The sequence below is a fragment of the Luteimicrobium xylanilyticum genome (assembly GCF_009429125.1).
Lineage (GTDB): Bacteria > Actinomycetota > Actinomycetes > Actinomycetales > Cellulomonadaceae > Luteimicrobium > Luteimicrobium xylanilyticum.
The window spans coordinates 776,290-801,473 of sequence record NZ_CP045529.1 but is presented as its reverse complement, the minus strand read 5'-3'; the positions used below and the strand labels follow the sequence as shown (position 1 = coordinate 801,473).

15 protein-coding genes and 1 pseudogene are annotated in these 25,184 nt (G+C 71.1%); 8 read left to right on the top strand and 8 right to left on the bottom strand.

Features of this window, described 5'->3' with window-relative positions:
- Positions 1–10 precede the first annotated feature (10 nt).
- Together KDY119_RS03355 and rhaI are read right to left on the bottom strand one after the other, a co-directional pair.
- Positions 11–2,074: a bifunctional aldolase/short-chain dehydrogenase gene (locus tag KDY119_RS03355; RefSeq protein ID WP_153021931.1), complete on the bottom strand. Its 2,064-nt coding sequence runs from the start codon at positions 2,072–2,074 to the stop codon at positions 11–13.
- A gap of 51 nt (positions 2,075–2,125) precedes the next feature.
- Complete coding sequence (gene rhaI, locus KDY119_RS03350; RefSeq protein ID WP_036953479.1) at positions 2,126–3,289, bottom strand: L-rhamnose isomerase; 1,164 nt, start codon at positions 3,287–3,289, stop codon at positions 2,126–2,128.
- A 150-nt stretch (positions 3,290–3,439) separates the two neighbouring features.
- Between rhaI and KDY119_RS03345 the strand changes: the two genes are divergently transcribed.
- Positions 3,440–4,471, top strand: a complete 1,032-nt coding sequence (locus KDY119_RS03345) for a LacI family DNA-binding transcriptional regulator (protein ID WP_036953480.1) — start codon at positions 3,440–3,442, stop codon at positions 4,469–4,471.
- Positions 4,472–4,600: 129 nt separating this feature from the next.
- On the opposite strand, the gene KDY119_RS03340 is transcribed toward KDY119_RS03345, so the two are convergent.
- A complete protein-coding gene (locus tag KDY119_RS03340) occupies positions 4,601–6,184 on the bottom strand; it encodes an RICIN domain-containing protein (protein WP_227994505.1) in 1,584 nt (527 codons plus the stop codon).
- A gap of 581 nt (positions 6,185–6,765) precedes the next feature.
- Between KDY119_RS03340 and KDY119_RS03335 the strand changes: the two genes are divergently transcribed.
- The 3 genes and pseudogenes from KDY119_RS03335 to KDY119_RS19455 all read left to right on the top strand — a co-directional run.
- Positions 6,766–7,284: a hypothetical protein gene (locus KDY119_RS03335; RefSeq protein ID WP_036953482.1), complete on the top strand. Its 519-nt coding sequence runs from the start codon at positions 6,766–6,768 to the stop codon at positions 7,282–7,284.
- Between the two features lie 260 nt (positions 7,285–7,544).
- Positions 7,545–9,032 carry an endo-1,4-beta-xylanase gene (locus KDY119_RS03330; protein ID WP_227994504.1) on the top strand — a complete coding sequence of 496 codons (1,488 nt, stop codon included), beginning with the start codon at positions 7,545–7,547 and terminating at the stop codon, positions 9,030–9,032.
- A gap of 303 nt (positions 9,033–9,335) precedes the next feature.
- Positions 9,336–9,836, top strand: a pseudogene (locus KDY119_RS19455) (transposase); the annotation flags it as partial.
- On the opposite strand, the gene KDY119_RS03320 reads toward KDY119_RS19455, so the two are convergent.
- A complete protein-coding gene (locus KDY119_RS03320) occupies positions 9,811–11,142 on the bottom strand; it encodes an alpha/beta hydrolase family protein (protein WP_153021929.1) in 1,332 nt (443 codons plus the stop codon). The pseudogene KDY119_RS19455 and the gene KDY119_RS03320 overlap by 26 nt on opposite strands.
- Positions 11,143–11,257: 115 nt before the next feature.
- A complete protein-coding gene (locus KDY119_RS03315) occupies positions 11,258–12,421 on the bottom strand; it encodes an ROK family protein (protein ID WP_153021928.1) in 1,164 nt (387 codons plus the stop codon).
- Positions 12,422–12,628: 207 nt separating this feature from the next.
- On the opposite strand from KDY119_RS03315, the gene KDY119_RS03310 reads away from it, so the two are divergent.
- The 3 genes from KDY119_RS03310 to KDY119_RS03300 all read left to right on the top strand — a co-directional run bounded on the left by KDY119_RS03310 (position 12,629) and on the right by KDY119_RS03300 (position 20,965).
- The gene (locus KDY119_RS03310) at positions 12,629–14,026 is read left to right on the top strand and encodes a glycosyl hydrolase family 8 (protein ID WP_051136811.1); all 1,398 of its coding nucleotides are present in this window, start codon (positions 12,629–12,631) and stop codon (positions 14,024–14,026) included.
- Positions 14,027–14,144: 118 nt separating this feature from the next.
- Positions 14,145–17,459, top strand: coding sequence for a glycoside hydrolase family 3 C-terminal domain-containing protein (locus KDY119_RS03305; protein WP_153021927.1), 3,315 nt, complete (start codon positions 14,145–14,147; stop codon positions 17,457–17,459).
- Between the two features lie 344 nt (positions 17,460–17,803).
- Positions 17,804–20,965, top strand: coding sequence for a family 43 glycosylhydrolase (locus KDY119_RS03300; protein ID WP_194174333.1), 3,162 nt, complete (start codon positions 17,804–17,806; stop codon positions 20,963–20,965).
- A gap of 125 nt (positions 20,966–21,090) precedes the next feature.
- Here the strand turns inward: KDY119_RS03300 and KDY119_RS03295 are convergent, their stop codons facing one another.
- The 3 genes from KDY119_RS03295 to KDY119_RS03285 are packed head-to-tail and all read right to left on the bottom strand — an operon-like array spanning position 21,091 to position 23,641.
- The gene (locus KDY119_RS03295; RefSeq protein ID WP_036954005.1) at positions 21,091–21,504 is read right to left on the bottom strand and encodes a cupin domain-containing protein; all 414 of its coding nucleotides are present in this window, start codon (positions 21,502–21,504) and stop codon (positions 21,091–21,093) included.
- A gap of 47 nt (positions 21,505–21,551) precedes the next feature.
- Entirely contained in the window at positions 21,552–22,379 is an 828-nt protein-coding gene (locus KDY119_RS03290) for a phosphoenolpyruvate hydrolase family protein (protein ID WP_036953495.1), read from the bottom strand.
- Positions 22,379–23,641 (bottom strand): Tm-1-like ATP-binding domain-containing protein, encoded by a 1,263-nt coding sequence (locus tag KDY119_RS03285; protein ID WP_153021926.1) that lies wholly within the window; start codon positions 23,639–23,641, stop codon positions 22,379–22,381. The genes KDY119_RS03290 and KDY119_RS03285 overlap by 1 nt, the downstream gene beginning before the upstream one ends.
- A 130-nt stretch (positions 23,642–23,771) precedes the next feature.
- Between KDY119_RS03285 and KDY119_RS03280 the strand changes: the two genes are divergently transcribed.
- Positions 23,772–25,160 carry an aminotransferase-like domain-containing protein gene (locus tag KDY119_RS03280; protein WP_051136813.1) on the top strand — a complete coding sequence of 463 codons (1,389 nt, stop codon included), beginning with the start codon at positions 23,772–23,774 and terminating at the stop codon, positions 25,158–25,160.
- Positions 25,161–25,184: the final 24 nt, after the last annotated feature.

The window sequence follows — 25,184 nt, the reverse complement described above, 5'->3', positions numbered from 1 at the left end:
TGCTCACGGCTCAGCGCAGGAACGCTGCGGCCACGCCCGCGTCGACGGGCACGTGCAGGCCGGTGGTGTGGTCCAGGTCGGACGTGCAGAGCACGAACACCGCGTTCGCGACGTGCTCGGGCAGCACCTCGCGCTTGAGCAGGGTCCGCTGCGCGTAGAACTCGCCGAGCTTGTCCTCGGACACGCCGTACACCGCGGCGCGCTTGGCGCCCCACCCGCCCGCGAAGATCCCGGACCCGCGCACGACGCCGTCGGGGTTGATCCCGTTGACCTTGACGCCGTGCTCGCCGAGCTCGGCGGCGAGCAGGCGGACCTGGTGCGCCTGGTCGGCCTTGGTCGCGGAGTACGCGATGTTGTTGGGCCCCGCGAAGACGGAGTTCTTGGACGAGACGTAGACGATGTCGCCGCCGAGCCCCTGGTCGATCAGGACGCGCGCCGCGGCCCGCGAGACGAGGAACGAGCCCTTGGCCATGACGTCGTGCTGGAGGTCCCAGTCCTTCGTCGTGGTCTCGAGCAGCGGCTTGGAGATGGACAGTCCCGCGTTGTTGACGACGAGGTCGAGGCCGCCGAACGCGAGCACCGCGGCGTCGACCGCGGCCTGGACCTGGTCCTCGTCGGTGACGTCCGCCTGGACGCCGATCGCGACGTCCGTGTCCCTGTCGCCCCCGATCTCGCGTGCTGCGGCTTGCGCCTTCGCGAGGTCGAGGTCGGCGATCACGACGCACGCACCCTCGGCGGCGAGCCGGGTGGCCGTGGCCTTACCGATGCCCGACGCCGCCCCGGTCACCAGGGCGATCCGGGTCGCCAGGGGCTTGGGCCGGGGACGGCGCGCGAGCTTGGCCTCCTCGAGGGCCCAGTACTCGATCCGGAACTTCTCCGCCTCGTCGATGGGCGCGTACGTGGAGACCGACTCGGCGCCGCGCATGACGTTGATCGCGTTGACGTAGAACTCCCCCGCGACCCGCGCGGTCTGCTTGTCGGCGCCGTAGCTGAACATCCCGACGCCCGGCACGAGGACGATCGCCGGGTCGGCACCGCGCATCGCGGGCGGCTCCTCCCCGCGCGCCCGGGCCGCGGCGGCGCCGCGCTCGTAGTAGGCGGTGTAGTCGGCGCGGTACGCGTCGTGCAGCTCGGGGAGCCGGGCGACGACGTCCTCGACGCTCGAGGCCGAGGGCAGGTCGACGACGAGCGGCTTGACCTTGGTGCGCAGGAAGTGGTCGGGGCAGCTCGTGCCGAGCGCGGCGAGCTCGGCGAGCCGCTCGGAGGCCAGGAACTCCAGCACCTCCGGGCTGTCGGTGAAGTGCCCGACCTGCGGCCGGTCCGACGACGCGAGGCCGCGCAGGTGGGGGGCGAGCGCCGCCGCCCGGGCGCGGCGGACGTCGTCGGGCAGGGGCTCGAAGCCGGGACGGACCGCCCCGAACGGCTCGGGCCGACCGTGCTCGGCGAGGTACGCCGCGGCGGTGCGGATGATCCAGAGCGAGCGCTCCTCGGCCTCGGCCGAGGTGTCGCCCCACGCGGTGATGCCGTGCCCGCCGAGGATCGCCCCGACCACCTCGGGGCTCTCGGCCTTGATCGCGGCGATGTCGAGCCCGAGCTGGAACCCCGGCCGGCGCCACGGCACCCACGCGACCTTCCCGTCGAAGATCTCGGCCGTGAGCGCCTCGCCGTCGGCGGCGGTCGCGATCGCGATGCCCGAGTCCGGGTGCAGGTGGTCCACGTGCGCCGCGTCGACGAGCGCGTGCATCGCGGTGTCGATCGACGGCGCAGCGCCGCCGCGACCGTGCAGGCAGTAGTCGAACGCGGCGACCATCTCGTCCTCGCGCTCGACCCCCGGGTACACGCCCGGGAGCGCGCGCAGCCGGTCGAGGCGCAGCACCGCCAGGCCCGGCTCGGTCAGCGTGCCGAGGTCGCCGCCGGAGCCCTTGACCCACAGCAGCTCGACGTCCTCGCCGGTCACGGGGTCGGGCTCGGTGCCCTTGGCGGACGTGTTGCCGCCCGCGTAGTTGGTGTTGCGGGGGTCGGCGCCGAGGCGGTGCGAGCGCTCGAGCAGCTCGGTCACGGTCGGGTTGGTCACGGTTCGTGCCTCTCTGGTGGTGCGGTCGTCGTGGGGCGGACGGGTCCGGGGTCAGGCGCCCCAGCTCGCCGCGGTGCCGCCCACACGGTCGGCCTCGATCGTGTCCTGGTAGCCGCTCGCCAGGTACGCGGCCATGGGGTCGCCGGGCAGCCCGCGCTCCTCGCGCCACGCGGCGAGCGCGCCGCGCACGTCGGTGTTGTACGCGTCCATGAAGACGGCGTTCGCGGCGAGGACGTCGTGCGCCTCCTGGGCGGCGCGGAGGGCGTCGAGGTCGACCAGGAGCGCCTTCGCGGTCGCCTCCTGGACGTTGAGCACCGACCGGATCTGCCCCGGGATCTTCGCCTCGAGGTTGTGGCACTGGTCGAGCATGAACGCGACGTCCGGGTTCGCGTACCCGCCGCCCTGGATCACCTCGAACAGGATCCGGAAGAGCTGGAACGGGTCGGCCGCGCCGACGATGAGGTCGTCGTCGGCGTAGAAGCGGGAGTTGAAGTCGAACGAGCCGAGCTTCCCGAGCCGCAGGAGCTGCGCGACGATGAACTCGATGTTCGTGCCCGGCGCGTGGTGGCCGGTGTCCAGGCAGACCATCGCGCGGTCGCCGAGGGCCGCCGTCTGGACGTAGCTGGTCCCCCAGTCCGGCACGTCGGTGTGGTAGAACGCCGGCTCGAAGAACTTGTACTCGAGCACGAGGCGCTGGTCCTCGCCGAGGCGCGCGTAGATGGTCGCGAGGGACTCGGCGAGCCGGTCCTGGCGCGCGCGGATCGAGTCCTGTCCCGGGTAGTTCGTGCCGTCGGCCAGCCAGATCTTCAGGTCTCGGCTGCCTGTGGCGTCCATGACGTCGACACAGCGCAGGTGGTGGTCGATCGCCTTCCGCCGGATCCGCGGGTCGGAGTGCGTGAGCGAGCCGAACTTGTAGTCGTCGTCCTGGAAGGTGTTCGAGTTGACGGTGCCGAGGCGGACGCCGTTCTCCTCCGCGTGCCGGGCCAGGTCGGCGTACGAGTCGACCTCGTCCCAGGGGATGTGGAGCGCGACCGTGGGCGCGAGCCCGGTGAACCGGTGGACCTGCGCCGCGTCGGACACCTTCTCGTACGGGTCGCGCGCGGTGCCCGGCGTCCCGAACACCCGGAACCGGGTCCCGGAGTTCCCGAACGCCCAGGAGGGGAGCTCGATGGCCTGCGCCGCGAGGGCGTCCGAGATGGCCGACAGATCCGTCACAGGTCGATCCTCTTCCTCGTTGAAAGGATTCATTGGCCGTGAATCTAGGAGTGCCGTCCCCCGCTGTCAACCCCTGTCCCACACCTCGGCGAGGTGGTGCTCCCCGCTAGAGTCACGATGGAGCGTTTCAGCAACGAGAGGAGAACCACCGTGCCAGGACTGCCGGAACCGTCCCGTCGTGCGTCCGTCAAGGACGTCGCGGCCGCGGCTGGCGTCTCGCTCGGCACCGTCTCCAACGTCCTCAACCGCCCCGAGCGCGTGAGCGCCGCCACCCGGTCGCGCGTCGAGCAGGCGATGGCGGCGCTCCGGTTCGTGCGCAACGAGTCGGCGCGCACCCTGCGTGCCGGCCACAGCAGCACGCTGGCCTACGTCATGCTCGACGCCCGCAACCCGTTCTTCACCGACGTCGCCGAGGGCATCGAGCAGGTAGCCGAGTCGAGGAGCCTGTCGCTCTTCCTCTGCACGAGCGACCACAGGCCAGCGCGCGAGGCGGCACACTTGACCCACCTGCAGCAGCACCAGGTGCAGGGCGTCCTCGTCACGCCGGTCGACCCCGACTCGCCCGGCCTCGACGACGTCGTCCGGCGCGGGACGCCCCTCGTGCTGATCGACTGCCGACGCGCCGCCGGCGGATTCTGCTCCGTGTCGGTCGACGACGTCCTCGGCGGCCGTCTCGCCGTCGAGCACCTGGTCGACCTCGGCCACCAACGCATCGCTTTCGCCGGCGGCCCCGCGGCAATCGGGCAGGTGCGAGACCGGCTCACGGGCGCTCGGACGGCCTGGCGGGACGCGCAGCTCGAGCTGGACGACCTCATGGCCGTAGCCTGCGACGCGTCCACCGTCGAGGCCGGACGAGCCGTCGGAGAGCAGCTTGCCGGCATGCCCCGCGGGCGTCGTCCCACCGCCGTCTTCTGTGCGAACGATCTGGTCGCCCTCGGGCTGCTCCAGCAGGCCATGAGCCACGGCTGGACGGTTCCGGACGACCTCGCGATCGTCGGATACGACGACATCGTGTTCGCAGCCGCCGCGGCCGTCCCGCTCACCTCGGTCCGTCAACCGCGTGAGGAGCTGGGCCGAACCTCCGCACGGCTCGTGCTCGACGAGTCCGACAACCCCGAGCACCGCCACGAGCAGGTCGTGTTCACGCCGACCTTGGTCGCCCGCGCCTCCACGGTCGGCTGACCGGACCAGGCTCCGGACACGGCGGCCACCGGGGACCCGAACGGTCCCCGGCGGCCCGGTGGTGGTGACCGGTGGTGGCCGGTCAGCCGACCTGACGAGGGAGGGGGCGACCCCCGTCAGGCCGGCTGGTCAGTGGCTGGTCAGGGTCCACAGGTGGTCGCTGGTCCCGGAGTCGTTCCACTGCAGCGCGGTGGCGCCGGTGCTGGTCGAGGCGTTCGTGATGCCCAGGACCAGGCCGGAGTTGACGTTGCGGATCTTGTACTGGCCGTTGCCCGCCGACACGAAGGTCCACAGGTGGTCGCTGGTCCCGGAGTCGCCCCACTGCACGATCGCGGCTCCCGCGCTGGTCGAAGCATTCTGGACGCCGAGCACGAGGCCGGAGTTGACGTTCTGGATCTTGTACTGGCCGTTGCCGGCCGCCACGACCTTCCACAGGTGGTCGCTCGTGCCCGAGTCGCTCCACTGGATCACCGAGGCGCCCCACGAGGTCGACATGTTCTGCACGCCCAGGACCAGGCCCGAGTTCACGTTCTTGATCGTGTACGTCCCCGCGTTGATCGTGCTCCCGTCCGAGGACGAGCCGGCGGGCGTCAGGACCACGCGGTAGGCGTTGAGGTTGTTGGTGCTGACGGGGATGTTCAGCGAGCCGCCGGAGACCGAGTAGTCGCCCTCGGAGACGGTCGACGGGCCCGACGACGCGCTCGTGCGGCCCGTGTTGACGGTCTGCTCAAGCTTGACGTGAACCTTGCCTCCGGGCGCCAGGGTGGACGAGATGCCGTTGATCTGGACGGCGCTCGACCCGGAGGAGCCGCCGCCGAAGATCACCGAGAGCTCCTTGCCGTCTGACGAGAGCGACGCCTCGCCGTCGATGCTGGAGCTCGAGTACGGCGTGGTGGTCACCACGTTGCCGGACTGCTGCGCGTACCAGGTGTAGAGCCAGTAAGCGCCGTTGGGCGAGCCGCCACGGGAGGTGAGGAGATCGCCGAGCGTGCCCGACTGGTTCCAGAAGGCGAGCTCGGCGTTGCGGATGCCGTAGCGCTCGAACTTCGCGATGTAGCCCACGAGGTCACCCGGGATGCCGACCTCGGACGGCGACGCGTACTCCTCGATGTCGATGGGACGCGGCGAGATCCCGAGCTTCGACTCGATGGCCTGGACCTTCTCGATGTCGCCCTGGATCTTGGTGTCGCTCTCGAGCTCGTGCCACGCCAGGATGTCCGGCACAGTGTTGGTCGCCTTGGCGTGGGTCAGGAAGTTCTCCATGTCGGAGATGTTGTCCGAGAAGCTCGGGCCCTGGATCGGCGTCGTCTTGTCGATCGATCGGATCAGGTTGTACGTATGGGTCCAGAAGTCCTCGAAGGACCCGTTCGCCGAGTTCCAGGTGTTGTCGGCCTCGTTCCACGGCGCGTAGGCAGCGAGGTTCGGGACGGTCTTGGTGTTGACCTTGGCAAGCTCGTTGCGGACCACGTCGTCCCAGGTGCTCCAACTGAACTGGTAGGGCCAGCCGGGGTAGTAGTCGGAGAGCCGGTCCACGACCTTGGCACCGAGCGCCTTCGACTTGGCCGCCGTCACGAGGATGTCACCGGTGCCCTGCTGGGTGCCGCCCGACGGCTTGAGCACGAACTCGCTGGGCTTGATCGCGGAAGCGAGCGCGTTCGTCGGGTCGGTCGCGTCAGCGAGACCGTACAGGCTGCCGCTGGCGACGTGCGTCACCGACCGAAACGGTTGGTCGGCGTGCACGGTGAGGGTGTGCGAGGCGTCTGCGGCCTGTGCGGGTGAGGCAGCGAGGACGCCTGTGCAGGCAAGTGCCCCGGCCCCGAGCACGGCCAGGGCGGTACGGGACGCCGCGGGACGCCCGCGAGAGGTGCTGATCACAGAACTGCTCCGTTCGTGGTGGTGCGGCCGAGCAGGCTCGGTCGCCAGACGGTCGTCGCCCGCAGCCTTCTGATCGGGCGTACGTGGGGCCGCGCAGCGGAGATGCAGGCGCGGCGTTCGGACATCGGTTCTCGTCCTCCTCGACGGTCGAATCCTCATTGATCGACTGGATGTGAGCGCTAACAGCATGACGACTCTCGCCCGATTCGCACGCTCTGTCAAGCGAACCGATTCGACGTACGACGATGAAGGCCTCCCTGTTCGTCGAACTCGGCCACCGGGAAGTCGGCGAAACCGGGCTCTGCCTGCGATGACTGGCATCTTGTTCCATGGGTTGGGTGCCCTCCTATGCTCAGGGGATGATGCCTACCGTTGCTGGCGACGTCGAACCTGCTGGCGCCTCGTCGCACCCCTGGGACGTGCCGACGGAGCTCGTCGGGGCGAGCACCGTGGCGCAGACCCTCGACCTTCACGTGCGCTACGGAGAGCAGGTCGTCCGGGCAGGTCTCGTCGGACCCGGGTACGCCACAGGGAACGGCCGCCTGGTCACAAGACAAGCGGTCGAGGCACTGGCTCGCCGACCCGCCCGGGGCGCCGCGGACCTCCCGCCGGCGCTGGTGCTCCGGGCGGGGCCACCTCGGTGGACCGGCGACCACTGGGCCGGGATCCATTCCGCGATGCCCGACGCCGCCGTCGCCGAGTGTGCGCTGCGATGGTGGGCCGTCGCCACCCCGAGCCGCCTCACAGGGCACCTCGTGGTCGTCGCGGTCGCGGGCTTCGCCGTGTGGGTCGGTCGCGTGCAGGGACACGTGCGCGCCGCCGGGCGCGTCGGCCTGGTCGCGGCCCGCGCGGACCACCGGGACGCCGATGCGGAGCAGTACTACACGAGCCGCTTGAAGCTCCCACGCGGCGCCGTCACGGTACGGGTCGGCCTCTGATCGCGGTCCGCGCGGTCCCGACTCGCTCGTCCCGAGGGGTTGGCAATGAACTCGGACTGTGCCACCGTGGGCCACGCCGATCTGCACCTCTTGCGTGATCCTGGCCGTGACGCCGCGATGTGGGCGCTAACACGCGCGTTGTCCGAACCAGGCAGTTCCCGGTTCTCCGGGCGCGACGAGACACCACCCCCGATCGGCTGTCGCGCTTGCCTCCGATCACGTCCGCGCCCCTGCGGACGCACACCTCGAAAGGCAGCACCATGAAGCACGAAGAACAACGATCACGGAGCGTGATGGGCGTTCCCCGACGTCTGGCCGCTCTCGCTGCGGCCGCGGGGCTGGCTCTCACCGGAGTGTCCGTCGTCCACGCGGCAACGCCCGCACAGGCGGCGCCCGCGGGGTCGCTCGACGCCCTCGCCGAGCAGACGGGCCGGTACTTCGGCACCGCCGTCGAGGCCTCGAAGCTCGGTGGCTCCGCGTACTCGTCGATCGTCTCGGGCGACTTCGGGATGCTCACCCCCACGAACGAGATGAAGGCCGACGCGACGGAGCCGACGCGGGGACAGTTCAACTACTCGGGTGGGGACGCCGTCGTGTCCTACGCCCAGTCTCACGGGATGAGGGTGCGTGGGCATACGCTCGCGTGGCACTCCCAGCAGCCGGGCTGGATGCAGAGCTTGTCGGGTTCCGACCTGCGGTCGGCGATGCTTAACCACATCACCAACGTCGTATCGCACTACAAGGGCAAGATCTACGCCTGGGACGTCGTCAATGAGGCCTTCGCCGAGTCCGGTGGCCGCCGCGACTCGAACCTCCAGCAGACGGGAAACGACTGGATCGAGGCCGCGTTCAAGGCTGCGCACGCTGCCGATCCGTCCGCGAAGCTGTGCTACAACGATTACAACACGGACGGCGTCAACGCCAAGTCGACCGGGGTCTACAACATGGTCAAGGACTTCAAGGCTCGCGGCGTGCCGATCGACTGCGTGGGGTTCCAGTCCCACCTGGGCTCGACGATCCCGTCCGACTACCAGGCGAACCTCCAGCGCTTCTCCGACCTCGGCGTCGACGTGCAGATCACCGAGCTCGACGTCGCCTCGGGCTCGAACCAGGCGTCGATCTACTCGACGGTCACGAGGGCGTGCCTCGCCGTCGCACGCTGCAAGGGCATCACCGTGTGGGGCGTGCGCGACTCCGACTCGTGGCGCCAGGGCGAGGACCCGCTGCTGTTCGACGCCTCGGGCGCGAAGAAGACGGCCTACACCTTCGTCCTCACCGCGCTCCAGGCCGCCGCCGGCGGAAGCACCGGTGGGAGCACGATCAACGCGGGGACGTACTCGATCAAGAACGTGAACTCGGGCCTGGTCCTGGGCGTGCAGAACATGTCGACCTCGTGGGGCGCCTCGGTGATCCAGTGGAGCGACTCGGGCACGAGCGACCACCTGTGGAAGGTCGTGGCGGCCGGCAACGGCCAGTACAAGATCCAGAACGTCAACTCCGGCCTCGTGCTCGGCGTCCAGAATGCTTCGACCAGCGCGGGAGCCGCGATCGTGCAGTGGGGCGACTCCGGGACCAGCGACCACCTGTGGACCTTCGTGTCGGCGGGCAACGGCCAGTACAAGATCCGCAACGTCAACTCCGGCCTGGTCCTGGGCATCACGAACGCCTCGACCAGCACCGGCGCCACCGCGCTGCAGTGGAACGACTCCGGGACCAGCGACCACCTGTGGACCCTGACCAGCCACTGACCAGCCACTGACGTCGACCCGACACCGCGGCTGACGCGCCACCAAGGACCGCCGAGGACCTGTCCGGGTCCCCGGCGGTCCTGCTGTACCCGGCCCGCGGGCCAGTCCAACCCGTCGGGCCAGGTCACGACCATCGTGCGACTGGTAGCGGCGCGTCCTCGGAAGGTGCGAGCCGGCGGCTGACGAGGGATGACGGGCCCGAGATCTTGGAATGGCCTGTCATTGGCCGCAATCTGGTAGAGCCTTGGGGTCACGAGTTCCGCTCCGTCTTCCGCCGCCCCGTCGGCGGCGACCGCACCTGCGTTCCTGTACGCGGCCCGGCAGGACTGGGACAATCTCGCCCGCGCTTAGAAGCCGATCGACACCGCACCGACCGCCGCCGCGGCCGAAGAACGCTTCCTGGAGTTCCAAGAGGCCCGGGGTGTCCAGTAACCCGCGATCATCAAGCTGTGGTCCGACGCGTGGGCCGAGTTCGTGCCGTTCTTGCAGTTCGACGCCGAGATCCGCCGGATCGTGTGCACTACCAACGCGATCGAGTCCGTGAACGCTCGCACCCGCAAGGCCGTCCGCGCCCGGGGCCACTTCCCGAACGAGCAGGCCGCACTCGCGTGCGTCTACCTCGCCGTGATGGCCTTCGTCGCGCACGACGACGAGGGCGACCCCGACGGCGGTCGCCCTCTCATCGGTCGACACGGCGTGGGCGATGCCCCACGGGAAGTGCCGACGACACAGACCGCCCGGGCCGGCGCCGCACCAGCGCCGGCCCGGACGGCAGCTCTCAGAGGCCCTTGGACTCCCACCTGATCGACTTGCCGGACGCGTCGTGCGGGAGCCGCGCCTTCGCGCCGGCGTCGCCGTAGAGACCCCAGCGCATCCAGTCGACGAGCGTCGCGACCGTCTCGTCGTAGCCCTCGCCGAACCAGACGTACCGGTCGTGGTTGCCGCCCACGTGCGTCATGAACGCCTTGGGCCACGGCACCGCGTCATAGGCGCTGCGGGCGCCCGAGTACGCCGTGAGCGGGTCCTGGTCCCCGTTGATGAACAGCGTCTTCACGGGCGAGCCCGTCGGCTTCCCGATGCTCGCGGTCGCCAGCATGACCGCGGTGGTGACCCGGCTGTCCTTCTTCGCGCCGAGCAGGCCCTGCGTCGTGATCGCACCGAGCGAGTGGCCGCTCGCGCCCACCCCGTGCGAGGTGTCGATCTTGTCGTGGAACGGGCTGCTGCCGTCCTTGTCGAAGTCGAGCATGCGTGAGATCACCGCGCTCGCGTCGAGCGACTGGTTTCCCGACATGGCGTCTCCCACGTTCCCGGAAGATCCGGTGGTCGTGTTCGGGTACCAGGGCGCGGCGACGACGAAGCCCGCCTTCGCGAGCGGTGCGATCAGGCTGCTGTAGGAGTCCGGGTTGCCGCCGAGGCCGTGGCTGAACAGCACGAGCGGGAACGTGCCCGACGCGATGGGGGCCTCGGCGACGTCCTGGGTGCCGTCGCCCGTGCGCGGGTAGAAGACCTTGAACTTGATGGTGCGGCCCGCGCGGTCGAGGGTGTAGATCCTGGTCCCGAGGGCGAAGGTCCGGTTCGGCGCGGTCGAGGCGTGGCTGGACCCGGACGAGCCCGGGGAGCCCGAGCCCGACGCCGACTGCGACGAGCCGCCGTCCTTCGCCGATCCCGCCGACGACCCCGACTCCGAGCCCGCCCCCGCAGCCGCGGAGGACGTGGAGCCGGCCGACGACACCGTGCCGCGTGTGCCGCCGCTCTTCGTGGCGTCGTGGTCCGACCCGGTCGCTTTCGCGCGCCCGGACTTCTCGGCGCTCTTCGCCGTCGCGGAGGCGGTCGGCGTCGACGTCGGCGTGGGCTCGCTGCTCGGCGTGGGGGTGGCAGCGGGGCTCGCCGAAGGGGACGACGGCGCGGCGGCGACGTCCTCGGCCGCTGCGGCAGGGGCACCGGCGCGGGGCGCGGACGGGGTCCCGCGCTCGCTCGCCGCCCAGCCCACGCCCACCACCGTCGTCAGGACGACGGCGCCGCCGACGATCGTGGCGACGCGCCGGTAGCGGGCCTTGCGTCTGGCCTGCGCAGGGCGCGGCGAGCTCGGGGTCGACGGTGCGGAAGGCATCGTTCCTCCTGGGACGTGACGGGGCCGTGGGTCCCACGGCGGGTCTGACGTACAGGAGGCGCACGCGCGAGGAACCGGATAACGAAAAGTGCCCTGCGACGTCGTGCCAGGCCGCTCAGCCCGCGGCGACGAGCTTCTCCGTGGCCGCGACCCGCGCGAGATGGACGGCCCCGAGGCTCTCGGCCCGCTCTCCCAGTGCCGCGGCGACGACGGTGGGCTCCTGGTTCGTGACGGGTGGGAGCGTCGCCCGCAGGGTCTGCCGGACGGCGTCGAGCAGCACGTCGCCCGTCTGGCCCAGCTTGCCGCCCACGACGATGCGGTCGACGTCCAGCACGGTGCACACGGTCGTGAGCGCGAACCCCACCGACCGGCCGGCGTCGGCCAGGAGCCGGCGCACCCCGGTGTTGCCCCGCTCGGCGAGGGTCACGAGGTCGTCGAGGTCGACCGAGGATCCGTAGGCCTGACCGAGCGCGTCCAGCATCGCGCGCGCTCCCACGACCGTCTCGAGGCAGCCTCGGCCACCGCACCGACAGATCCGCCCGTCGCGCTCGACAGGCAGGTGCCCGAGCTCGCCGGCCCGGCCCGACGCACCCGCGTACAGCTCGCCGCCGACGACGAGCCCGGCACCGACCCCCTCGGACAGCAGGAGGTAGAGCATCGCCTCGGCCCCGGTGCCTGCCCCGGCGTCGGCCTCGGCGAGCGCGCCGAGGTTGGCGTCGTTGCCGACCCGGACGGGCAGCCCGGTGCGCCGATCGAGCCGTTCGGCGATGTCGATCTCGTTCCAGTCGCTGAGCATCGCGGGCGACCCGAGCGTCTGCGAGGGCAGCAGGACGGGCGCCGACGCCGCGACCCCGATGCCGAGCAGCTCGCGGTGCTCGAGCCCCTCGCCGTCGGCCAGCTCGAGCACAGAGCTCCCGACGTACTCGAGCGTCTCGGCGGGGCGGTGGTCGACGTCGAGGTCCTGGCTGCGCTCGGCCAGCACGGCGCCGTCGGGGCGGGCCAGCACGACGCGCGTGCTCCCGTGCCCGAGGTGCACCCCGACGAGGACTCCGAGGCCCGAGGCCAGGCTCAGCCGGGCGGCCGGGCGACCACCCGTGCTCGTCCCGCCGGCGTCGTCGCGCTCGACCAGGACACCGTCCGCGATCAGCTCGGCCACGGTGCTCGCGACGGCCGAGACGGACAGGCGGGTCCGCGCGGCGACGTCGCGCCGCGTGACGGGGCGCGCGGAGCTGACGGCGGTCACGATCGCGGCGCGATTGCGCCGGCGGCGGTTGTCCATGCCGGAACCCTAGCGCCGACTTTCTCCTTTAGCGGATGAACTAAAGGCCTCCGGGGCGCCCGGATCACCTTGACCGGCCTCACAGGTCGACCTACGGTCGATCGTTGTCCGGAGTCGGACATACATCGCGCGCCTAGGAATCCCGAAGCCAGCTCGAGGAGCCCCCTCGGGACCACGGCGCGCCCGATCGACACGAAGGGGTGTCTCATGCGCAGAACCGTTCGCACCTCCCTGGCCCTGATCACGAGCGCCGCCCTGGTCGGCACCTGCGTCGGCGCGGCGAACGCCACCCCGCGGTCCGGCCACCAGCCGTCACCCGGCCACGCGGCGCACGGGCAGACGGGAGGCGCCGTCACCGGCCGCTACACCAACGTCTTCGCCCGGGCCGGCTACTCCGGCCGGGCCGTCGACGCCCGCATCGCGAAGACCTGGGACCAGCTCTTCCACGGCGACCCCGGAACGGCGGCCGACCGCTCCGACGGCCAGTCCGTCTACTACGAGCTCGGCGACGACATGGCCTACGTCGAGGACATCGGCAACCAGGACGTCCGGTCCGAGGGCATGGGCTACGCGATGATGATCGCGGTCCAGCTCGACCACAAGACCGAGTTCGACAAGCTCTGGAAGTTCGCGAAGACCAAGATGCAGGTCAGCAGCGGCAGCACCAAGGACTACTTCGCCTGGCACACGGACACCACGGGCAAGGTGATCGACACCGGCATCGCCCCCGACGGCGACCAGTGGATCGCGGCGGCGCTCGTCTTCGCCTCGGGTCGCTGGGGCGACGGGCGCGGGATCCGCGACTACGGCTCCGAGGCCCACCGCATCCTCCACGCGATGTGGCACCAGTCCGACGACGGCGGCGTGAACATGTTCGACGCCGCCACCTACCTGCCGACGTTCTCCCCGCCCGGTGCGGTCGGGTTCACCGACCCGTCGTACGCGCTCCCGGCGTTCTACAAGGCCTTCGCGACGTTCGACCGCGACGACGCCACCCAGTGGACGAAGGCCGCGGCGGCCGGCGAGAAGCTCCTGCAGGACGCCCACGACCCGACGACGGGGCTCACGACCTGCTACACGAACTTCGACGGCACGCCGTACTGGTGGTCGTGGGAGAAGCAGGGCGACGACACCTACAGCCAGACGTTCCAGGAGGACGCGTGGCGCGCGATCGCCAACGCGAACGTCGACGCGTCCTGGTACGGCACCCAGAAGTGGCAGACGAGCTACTCGAACACCCTCCAGGCCTTCTTCCAGAAGCAGGGCGTCAGCACGTACGTGAGCCGGTACCGCAAGGACGGCACGCCCCTCGCGGCGGGACAGAACACGTACGAGCCGGCCCACGCCGAGGGCCTCGTCGCGATGAACGCGACGACGGCGATCAGCTCCACCGCGCGCGGCAGCGACGACTTCGTGCGCGACCTGTGGAACACCGCGATCCCCTCGGGCAAGGCGCGCTACTTCGACGGCCTGCTCTACCTGCTCGGGTACCTCTACGACAGCGGGACCTTCCAGAACTGGGCGCCCGGCGCACCGCACGCGGACTCCGGGCACGACGGCGGCCACGACGGCGGGCGCCACGGTGGCCACCAGGGAGGTCGCTGACTCGGTGGCGATCTGATCTCGGGGCGTCGTGGGTGGTCGCCGTGGTGCGGCGCCCACGACGCCCCGCAGCGCGGCGGTGCCGCCCGGCCCGCCGCACCTTCACGAGGGGAGTGCGACGATGCACAGCAGATGGATGGCGTCGCTCGCGGCGGTCGGCCTGGTGGCCACCGGCGCGGGCGTCGCGACGGGGGTGGCGGGCGCGCCGAGCGCGTCGGCCGCGAAGGAGCCGATCTACCTCAACCGGGCCTACTCGCCCGCAGAGCGAGCGACCGACCTGGTCTCGCGGATGACCCTGGCCGAGAAGGCCGCCCAGATGGACAGCAGCCGACCGCCGGCGATCGAGCGCCTCGGGATCGCGGCGTGGTGGTGGTGGAACGAGGCGAACCATGGCGTGAACGCCCTGACGACGACCCCCACGGGCAACGCGACGACGCTGACCAACACGACGTCCTACCCGTCGGACCTGTCGATGGGCAGCACGTGGAACCGTGACCTGACCTACGCCGTCGCCGGGCAGATCGGCGACGAGGCGCGTGACATCACGCCCGAGAACCGGCTCAACCTCGACTTCTACGCCCCGACCGTCAACCTCACGCGCGACCCGCGCTGGGGCCGCAACGACGAGTCGTGGAGCGAGGACCCGAAGCTCACCGCGGACCTGGCCTCGCAGTACGTCGACGGGCTGCAGGGGCAGACGCAGCAGGGGAAGCTGCCGGCGTCGGCGAACGGCTACGACAAGGCCGTGGCGACGCTCAAGCACTACGCCGCGAACAACTCCGAGGTCAACCGGCGCAGCGGCTCGTCCGACATGGACCAGCGCACGCTGCGCGAGTACTACACGGCGCAGTTCGCGAGCATCATCCAGCAGAGCCACCCGGGCTCGATCATGAGCTCGTACAACGAGGTCAACGGGGTCCCCGCCGCCGCGAGCGTGCAGCTCATGGACACGATGGCGCGCGAGACGTTCGGGTTCACCGGCTACTTCACCGGTGACTGCGACGCGGTGTACGAGATCCAGGCCGGCCACCACTGGCAGCCGCCGGAGGCGAGCGCCCCGCTGGACCAGTACGGGCGGACGGCGTTCGCGAACTCCGCGGGCGAGGACCTGGCGTGCAACGCGGGCTACCACGACCAGTACGGGTACGGGAACACGGTCCCGACGGCGGTCGCGCAGGGCATCCAGACCCAGACCGACGTGTACAACGAGGGTGACGTCGACACCTCGGTGGTGCGCCTCTTCACGGCACGGATCGCGACGGGCGAGCTCGACGCCGAGGACGACGTCCCGTGGGTCGCCCAGGCCCGCGCGAGGCTCGCCCCCGGCACGTGGGTGAGCAGCGAGGCCAACCAGGCGGTCACCGAGACCTCGGACCGTCTCGCACAGGCCGAGTCGGCCGCGGAGCAGAGCCTCGTGCTGCTGAAGAACGACAAGGTCGCTGCCGCGAGCGGCTCGAAGAAGTCGTCGCTCCTCCCGCTGCAGGTGCCGCGGACCGGGGCCCCGAAGATCGCCGTCGTGGGCTACTTCGCCCACCCGAGCGGCGGCCTGTTCCTCGGCGGCTACTCGAGCATCCAGACGACCTCGGGCCAGGCGAAGTCCGTCGACGCCTACGAGGGCATCAAGGCCGCGGTGCAGAAGATCAACCCGAAGGCGACCGTGGACTTCCTCCCCGGCGTCGCGGGCGGCACGACCGCGAACAAGCTGACCACCGTGGACGAGGACTCGATCGCGGCGGCCGCGAGGTACGACGCCGTGATCGCCGTCGCCGGCACCGACGGCACGACGTCCTCGGAGGACCACGACCGCACGTCGCTGGCCCTGCCGGGCGCGCAGTCCGACATGATCAGCCGGCTCGAGGCGGCCAACCCGCGCACGATCGTCTACCTCGAGACGGTGGGCCAGGTCGACCTCGCGTCGTTCCAGGACACCACCCCGGCGCTGCTCTGGAGCTCGTACAACGGCCAGGAGCAGGGCACGGCGCTCGCGAACGTCCTGCTCGGCGAGACCGACCCGAGCGGGCACCTGCCCTTCACCTGGTACCGGGACGCGAGCCAGCTCGCCTCGGTCACGGACTACACGATCCGCCCGACGGCGGACACGAAGGGGCGGACGTACCAGTACTTCACGGGGGCGTCGAGCTACCCCTTCGGGTACGGCCTCGGGTACACGAAGTTCTCGTACTCGGACGTCTCGGTGTCGAAGAGCCACGTCACGGCGGACGGCACGGTCGTCGTGAAGGCCACCGTGAAGAACAAGGGCACGAGCACGGGGCGCGCGGTCCCGCAGCTCTACGTGACCACACCGTTCGAGCCGGCGTCGGCGGAGCGTCCGCTCAAGCGGCTCGAGGGCTTCACGAAGGTCGAGCTCGCTCCGGGCCAGTCCAAGCGCGTCACCTTCAAGGTCAAGGCCGCAGACCTCGCGTTCTTCGACGAGGACAGCAGCACGTACGTGGTGGACCCGGGACGCTACGGCTTCCAGCTCGCCACGTCGTCCGCGGACGACGACGTCGTGTGGTCGACGAGGGTCAAGGTCACGGGGAAGATCCACGAGACGCCGACCGTGGTCACGGCCAAGCCGATCCAGACCGGCGACAAGGCGAAGCAGGTCGCGCAGCGGGTCATGTTCGACGTCAACACGACGATCGACCCGCAGCTCACGGTCTCGATGAACGACCAGAAGCTGTACGGGTACGTCAGCAAGGGCCAGAGCGTGCCGCTCCCGTCGGGCCTCAAGGTGTCGTACGCGTCCAACCGGTCCAAGGTCGTGCGTGTCGTCGGCTCCGGCGCGAAGCAGCGGCTCAAGGCCGTGGGCTCCGGGATCGCTACGGTGACGGCGACCGTCAGGTACCGCGGGACGTCGGTCTCCACGAGCTTCGTCGTGGACGTCGCACCGCTGCAGATCACGTCCGATGCCCGCGCGACGTTCGCCAAGGGCACGGCGGGTTCGTTCACGGTGACGACGAGCTCCTCGCCGACCGCACGCCTCCGGGAGTCCGGATCCCTGCCCGCGGGCGTGACGTTCCGGGACAACGGGGACGGCACGGCGACGATCGCCGGGACGGCACCGAGCCGGACCAGGACGTACCCGATCACGATCACGGCGTCGAACGGCGTCGGCAAGACCGTCCGGCAGGCGTTCGTGCTGTCGGTCGGGAGCGCGCCCCGCTTCACCTCCGGCGCGACGGGCTCCCTGGTCGAGGGCACCGCGGGCTCGGTCGACGTGACGACGGCGGGCTACCCGGTCGCCACGCTCAGCGAGACGGGCGCGCTGCCGGCAGGTGTCACGTTCACCGACAACGGGGACGGGACGGCCACGATCGCCGGGAAGCCGGCGGTCGGCACGGCCGGCACCTCCAAGGTGACGCTGACGGCGATCAACGGGCTCGCGCCCGCGACGCAGTCGTTCACGCTCACCGTCACGGCCGCAGGGCCGTGACCTTGCAGTGCTGAGAGACCTGCACCGAGAGAACGCTGTACCGAGAGAACGCTGTACCGGGAAAACGCCACGGGCGCGGCACGTCGCAGGACGTGCCGCGCCTGCGGTGCCTCCGGACCCGACCCCGCGCGTGCCGGCGTGGTCGACCCCGCACATCGACGCGAGTTCGATTTGTTTGTTCTATGCATAGACAAACGTTAGCCCTTTCCTTAGGGTCGACCGTGAGCCTCTTGACAGGAGGGATCGGTGTCCACCGCCGGGCACCCGCAGGTCGGCCGCACCCCGTGCGACGCCCTCTCCTGCCCCGAGACCTCGTCACACTCGCACCAAGGAAGGAACGAGCGTTGAAGACTCATCTGAGACGGACCCTGGCGGTGCTGCTGGGGGCCGCGCTGATGACGACGGGCACCGTGCTCGCCGTCGCCCCCGCCGCCCAGGCGGCGAACCCCTACCTCCCCGAGTGGGAGCACATCCCCGACGGCGAGCCGCACGTCTTCGAGGACCCGGACAATCCAGGCCACGAACGGCTCTACATCTACGGGTCGCACGACATCAACAAGACGTCGTACTGCGGCACCGACCTCGTGCTGTGGTCGGCGCCGGTCGACGACCTCAACGACTGGCGGTACGAGGGCAAGATCTTCGAGTACACCGCCCCGGGAGCCTCGACGGCCGACACGTTCTACGCCCCGGACATCGCCGCGGTCGACGAGAAGCAGGCCGACGGCAGCACCAAGAAGGCCTACTACCTCTACCCGCAAGACACCGCGTCCGGCCGCGGCGGCATGGTCGCGAAGTCCTACAGCCCCAAGGGTCCGTTCACGGTGATCAACTGGAAGGACGACACCAAGACGCAGACCACCGGGGGCGACCTCGGGTTCGACCCGGCCGTCTTCATCGACGACGACGGCAAGGCCTACGGCTACTGGGGCTTCCAGCAGTCCAACGGGGCCGAGATGCAGAGCAACATGTACCAGATCAAGCAGGACACCAAGATCACGGACATGGTCTCGAACAACAACCAAGACGGGATCTTCCGGTTCTTTGAGGCGTCGTCGCTGCGCAAGGTCGGGGACAAGTACGTCTTCATCTACAGCCGGGTCACCGCGGACGGTGAGGGTGGTCTGGGCGCGTCCAACGCGACCCTTGCCTACGCGTACGGCGACACACCCCTCGGGCCCTGGACGTACGGGGGCACACTCGTCGACGCGCGGGCGCCCGAGACCGGCGAGAACGGCCAGGCCATCACCACGATGGCCAGCAACAACACGCACGGCAGCATCATCAAGATCGACGGACAGTGGTACGTCTTCTACCACCGTGCCGTCTCCGGCGCCTACGCCCGCCAGGCCATGGCCGAGCCGATCGACGTGAAGGTCACGGCCGACGGCGCCGTCAAGATCACGCAGGCCGAGGTCACCTCCGAGGGCCTCGAGACCCACGGCCTCGACCCCTACGCCACGACCTCGGCGGGAATCGCCTCCTGGGTCACCGGCGGCTCGCAGATCCCGCGCATCGACAACCCGGACTACCCCGAGGCCAGCGACGCGACGGCTCCTGTCACCAACAACACCGACGGCTCGATCGTCGGGTACAAGTACTTCAACCTCGACGGCAAGCCCGCCGACGGCAAGACCACCCAGCTCTCCCTCAACCTGACGCCGCAGGGCGTCGACGGGACGATCGACATCATGGTCGACCGGCCCTGGGACAACGAGCACAACGCCGGCGCCAAGGTCGGCAGCATCAGCGTGCTGGCGAGCGACCCGAGGGAAGCCGCCGACTACACCGCGCGCGTGCCCAAGCTCGACGCGCTCGACGGCAAGCACGCGATCTACCTGGTGTTCCACTCCAGCAGCGGCAAGAGCGTGGCCGACCTGCACAGCCTGAAGTTCGGCTTCACCGACGCGGGCGCGGCGACGAAGGTGGAGGGACTCTCGATCACGGGCGCGAGCGTCAACGGCGGCAAGGCCGAGCTCACGCAGGGCCAGACGGCCGACCTCGGTGTGAACGTCCGCCCGTGGGACGCCGCGGACACGTCCGTGACGTGGAGTTCGTCGAACCCGAAGGTCGTCTCCGTCACCTCGGACGGCACCGCGACCGCCGAGCACAGCGGCACGGCCACGATCACGGCGACCGCCGTGGACGGCTCGGGCGTCAGCGCCTCGCTGCCCTTCCAGGTCGGGGGAAGCGAGCTGATCGCCAACGGCACGTTCGACAGCACGCTCGACCCGTGGACCGTGACGAAGACCAAGTCCGACAGCACGGTCGTCGCGAACACCGGCTACTCGACCGTCTACGGGTCGAGCGGGCGTTCGCTCAACCCGAAGAGCCGCACGTACGACGGCGACGCGGCCCAGTACCCGCTCACCGGGCTGGTCGGTGCGGGCAGCAGCTACCAGCTGACCGCGCACGTCCTGTTCAAGGCCGCGGACAACCCGTCCGCGGGCAGCACGGCGACGTTCTCCGGCGTCGTGAGGGACGGGTCGGGCCACGCGGCGGCCGTCTCGGTCGAGGCCTCGCCCGGCGGCTGGGTCGACCTCGTGGGCGACGTGAAGCTGCCCGCGGGGTTCGACGCGTCGACCGCAGTCCTGCGCATCGGCACGGGCGACCCGGCCGCACCTGAGGCAGCCACGAAGGTCAGCTCCTTCTTCGTGGACTCGGTCTCCCTCAAGGAACGGCCCGCCGCGTCGTCCGACGCGAGCCTGAAGACGCTCACCGTGGCCGGGCAGAAGGTCGACGTCGACGCCGCGGCGTCCGACGACGGTGCGTCGCTGGCCGTCGCGGACCCGGCGGCCGTCACCCCGGCGGACGTCACCGCGGACCCGACCGACGACCTCGCCGCGGCCCACGTGTCGGTCGCGGACGGCACCGTGACCGTCACGGTCGACGCCCAGGACGGCACGAGCGCCGGCTACCGGGTCCACCTCGTCGAGAAGGCGGACACGACCCGGCCCGAGGTGTCCCTCGTGTCGCCGACGACGGCCGGGCCGTTCCAGAAGCTGCAGATCCAGGTGGACGCCACCGACGACCGCGGCCTGGCCCGCATCGTCGCCAACGTCTACCGCGGCTCCACGCTCGTCAAGAGCACGCAAACGAAGGTCGCGGGCGGCGCGACGTCGGGCACGCACCAGGCGACCGTGAGCCTGCCGGACGGCACCTACACCATCCGGTACAACGCCCAGGACACCTCCGGGAACATCTCGAAGACGTCCACCCGGCAGGTGACCGTCGACACCACGGCGCCGACCGTCGCGGTCAAGACCGGGGCGGGCGAGACCGTCGGCGCCGACGGCGTCTACAGCAAGGTCAGCTTCAAGCTCTACGACGCCGGCAAGATCGACAAGGTCACGCTCAACGGCGTCGAGAAGAACCTGACCGACAACGCGTGGTCGGACGTCAACTACGTGACCCCCGGCGTGTTCGGCGCGACGAAGGGCGAGAACACCCTCGTCGCGTACGACGTCGCGGGCAACACCACGACCGTCACGTTCACGCTCTCGTGACACCGTGCGAGGCGCGGGACGTCCCTCGACGGTCCCGCGCCTCGCACCGCACGAAGACGCGCACCGTCGGGCCGGCAGGGGGCGGGCCGGTCCGACGGTGCGCGCCGGTCTGGGAGGGGGCTCCGTCAGGAGCGCACCCACACGGGCACCTCGCCCGGAGGCAGCTGCACGTGGTCCGGAGCCTCGCGCAGGGCTGCCTCGGCGCCGCCCGGCACGTAGGTAGCGACGAACCGCAGCGGGCGCCAGCCCGTGTTGAACGTCGAGTGCACCGTGCCGCGCGGCACGAAGACGAAGTCGCCGGCGGCGACCGGGATCGGGCCGGAGTCGCCGACCGTCTGGACGCCCTCGCCGTCGACGAAGTACAGCACCTCGTCGGAGTCGGGGTGCGTGTGCTCGTCGTGGCCCCGCGTCGGGTAGACGACGACGTCGCCGACGGTCAGCGGGGCACCCGACTGTCGGTCGGGGGTCACGCCCCACTTGATGGTGCCCCAGTCGAAGACCTCGGTGGGGAGGTCCTGGGGTCGCTGCACGGAAGTCATCTCGTTCCTCTCCTCGGGGGTCCCGTCCGCGCCCGCGGCGCGCACGCTCACCGGCCCGTGCCGATCGCCTTGAACGCCTCGGTCTGCTTGCGGATCCCGACCTCGGTCGGCAGCCGCTCGATCGAGCTCGCGCCGAAGAAGCCCACGACGCCGCGGGTGCGCTCCAGCACGTAGGCCGCGTCCTCGGGCTCGGCGATCGGGCCGCCGTGGCACAGCACCAGGACGTCCGGGTTCACCTCGACCGCGGCGTCGCGCATCTCCTGGATCCGCTCGACGCACGCGTCGAGCGTGAGCGCCGTGCTCGCGCCGATCGAGCCCTTCGTCGTCAGGCCCATGTGCGGCACGAGGACGTCCGCCCCGGCCTCCGTCATCGCACGCGCCTGGTCCACGTCGAACACGTACGGGCTCGTGAGCAGCCCGCGCTCGTGCGCTGCGGCGATCATCTCGACCTCGAGGCCGAAGCCCATGCCGGTCTCCTCCAGGTTCTGGCGGAAGACCCCGTCGATCAGTCCGACGGTCGGGAAGTTCTGCACGCCCGTGAACCCCTTGCGGGCCACGTCGTCGAGGAACGTGCCCATCACGCGGAAGGGGTCCGTGCCGTTGACGCCCGCGAGCACAGGCGTGTCCTTGACGACGGGGAGGACCTCGTCGGCCATCTCCATGACGATCGCGTTGGCGTCGCCGTAGGCCAGCAGACCGGCCAGCGAGCCACGCCCCGCCATGCGGTAGCGACCCGAGTTGTAGATGATCAGCAGGTCGATGCCGCCGGCCTCCGCCGACTTCGCGGAGATGCCGGTCCCGGCCCCTCCCCCGATCACCGCGCGCCCTTCGGCCACGGTCGCGGCGAGCCGCTCGAGCGCCTCTGTGCGTTCCACTACCGGTCCTCCTCCTTCTCGGGGTCGGCGCTCGACTGCGCACCGGCCTGGACGAGCTCGTGCAGGCGCTCGGCGGCAGCCCGCCCGAAGCCCGCGTCGTTGATGTTCGCGTCGACGTCGACGACCTCCACGTCGGTACCGTCGAGGGCCTCGTGCAGCGTCGTGAAGAGCGCCTCGTCGGCCTCCGGGTCCCAGAACGGGCCGCCCTCCACGTCGATCCCGCTCACCCCGCCGCGCGGGAGCACGAGCACCACCGGGCCCGTCGCCGCCGCCAGCTTGGCGGCGATGGTCCGGCCCAGCTCGGCGTTCTCCTCCGCGGTCGTCCGCATGAGCGTCACGGTGGGGTTGTGGATCACGAAGCGGCGGTCGTCGAAGGCGGCCGGGACGGTGCCGCGGGGTCCGAAGTTGACCATGTCGACGGCACCCACGGAGACGACCTGCGGCAGCCCCGCACGGCCCGCGGCCTCGAGCCGGTCCGGACCGGCGGTCAGCACGCCCCCGACGAGCTCGTCCGCGAGCTCCGTGGTGGTGAGGTCGGCGACCCCGACGAGCCGTCCGTCGCGCACGAGCTTCTCGAGGGCGCCCCCGCCCGAGCCCGTCGCGTGGAAGACGAGGGGCTCGTAGCCGAGCCAGTCGAGCACCGCGCGGGCCTCGTCGACGGCCGGGGTCGTGAGCCCGAACATCGTCAGCCCGACGAGCGGGCGGTGCTCCTCCTCGTAGGCCCGTGCCGCGCGCGCCTCGTGCTCGCGCGCCATCCCCGCGGCAGCGGCGGCGGCGTTGCCGAAGACCTGCGCCGAGACCGAGTTGATGCCGGCCACGTCGACCACCGAGTACATGATCGTCAGGTCGACCTCGCCCACGTACGGCGACACGTCGCCCGACGCCATGGTCGAGACGAGCAGCTTCGGGGTCCCCACCGGCAGCGCGCGCATCGCGTGCGCCGCGACGGAGGAACCGCCCGAGCCGCCGACGGCCAGGACGGCGTCGAGCCGCCCGTCGGTGGCGAGGTCGAGCACGACGGCCGCTGCGCCGTCCGCCATCGCCTGCATCGCGGCCCCGCGGTCTTCCGCGCTGCGCAGCTCCGCGAGGTCGTGGCCGCCGGCCTTCGCGACGTCGGCCGCAGGCACGTCCGCCTGCTCGTTCGAGAACGTCCCGACGTCCACCGTGAGCACCTCGGCGCCGTGCTCGCGGACCCGGTCCGCGAGCCATGCGTACTCCTGGCCCTTGGTGTCCATCGTGCCGATCAGCACCACGGTCGCCATGTGCTTCCACCGTCCTCTCGTCGTCGAGGCCTTCGCTCGTCCTCGAGCCCTGCGTCCATCGTCGGACGGTGACCGGCGTTGGGTGTGGTCCACTTGGAGGAAACCGGACCACGCAGCTCAGGGGGCAGCGGTGCGCACCACGATCGAGGCCGAACGGATCGCCCGCCTGCTCGGCGCCTGGCGGCTCGACGACGCGATGCCGCAGGCCGCCCTGTGCGACGCGCTCGCCGAGCTCGTCGACGGCGCCCACCTGCCGGCGGGTTGGCGGATGCCGGGGCAGCGCGAGCTCGCCCAGGTCCTCGGGGTCGCGCGCGGCACCGTGTCCGGCGCCTACACCCGGCTCGAGCGCAGCGGTCGGCTGGTCACCCGTGGCGGCTCGGGCACCTACGTGAGCCGGCCGGGCGGGCACCGTCCGCCCGGGGGTGGCCGCCTGCGTTCGTTCGACGGCGCGGGGCCCCGCCTCGACCTGTCGTCCGGCGCGCTGCCCGGCTCCGCGCGCATCGCGTCCGTGCTGCCCGAGGTGGAGCGGCTCCTGCGCACCCACCACCTGCGCGAGCCCGGCTACCACCCCGCGGGCCTGCCCGAGCTCCGGACCGCGCTCGCGACCGAGCTGCACGGGGACCGGTCCGACGCCGCGGCGGCGCGGCTCATGGTGACGGCCGGCTCGCAGCAGGCCCTGTGGCTCGTGGCCACCGCGCTCGCGGGGCCGGGAAGCGTGACCGTGGTCGAGGACCCCACGTACCGCGGCGCGCTCGAGGCGCTGGCGCTGAGCGGCAGCCGGGTCGTCGGCGTCCCCTTCGGGCCCCACGGCCTCGACCTCGACCACCTCGACTCGGTGCTCTCCGGAGCGGACCTCCTCTACGTCCAGCCGTCGCTGCACAACCCGACGGGCGCCCACACGGATACCGCCCGACGACGTGCGCTCGCCGCGATCGCGGACCGGCACGGCGTGGTCGTGGTCGACGACCAGTCGCAGGCGGACCTCGCACGCGTCCGCTCGGGTAGGCTGCCGGGACTCGAAGGGCTCGTCGCGCCCGACCGGCTGGTGACCGTCGGCACGTTGTCGAAGCTGTTCTGGGGCGGCTTGCGCGTCGGCTGGCTCGACGGTCCCCGCGAGCTCGTCTCCCGCATGACGGACCTGCGCCGGGCCGTGGACCTCGGCGGTCCGGTCACGGACCAGCTGGTCGCGCTGCTCCTGCTCCCCGCCCTGGCCGAGGAACGCGACGCACGGCGGGACCTCCTCGACCGGCAGCTCCGCGAGACCACCCGCGTGCTGCAGGAGCGGCTGCCGGCGTGGACGTGGTGGGACCCGGCAGGCGGAGCCGGGCTGTGGGTCGAGACCGGCACGGACGCGGTGCAGCTCGCGCAGCGCGCCCTCGCGCGCGACGTCCTGCTCACGGCGGGCCCGGCCTTCTCCCCGCACGGGGGGCACCGGTCCCGGCTCCGGCTGCCGCTCTGGCACCCGCCGGCGCTGCTCGACGACGCCGCCCGGGTCATCGCCGAGCTCGTCGGCGCCTGACGGTCCGACGACGAGGCGGCACCC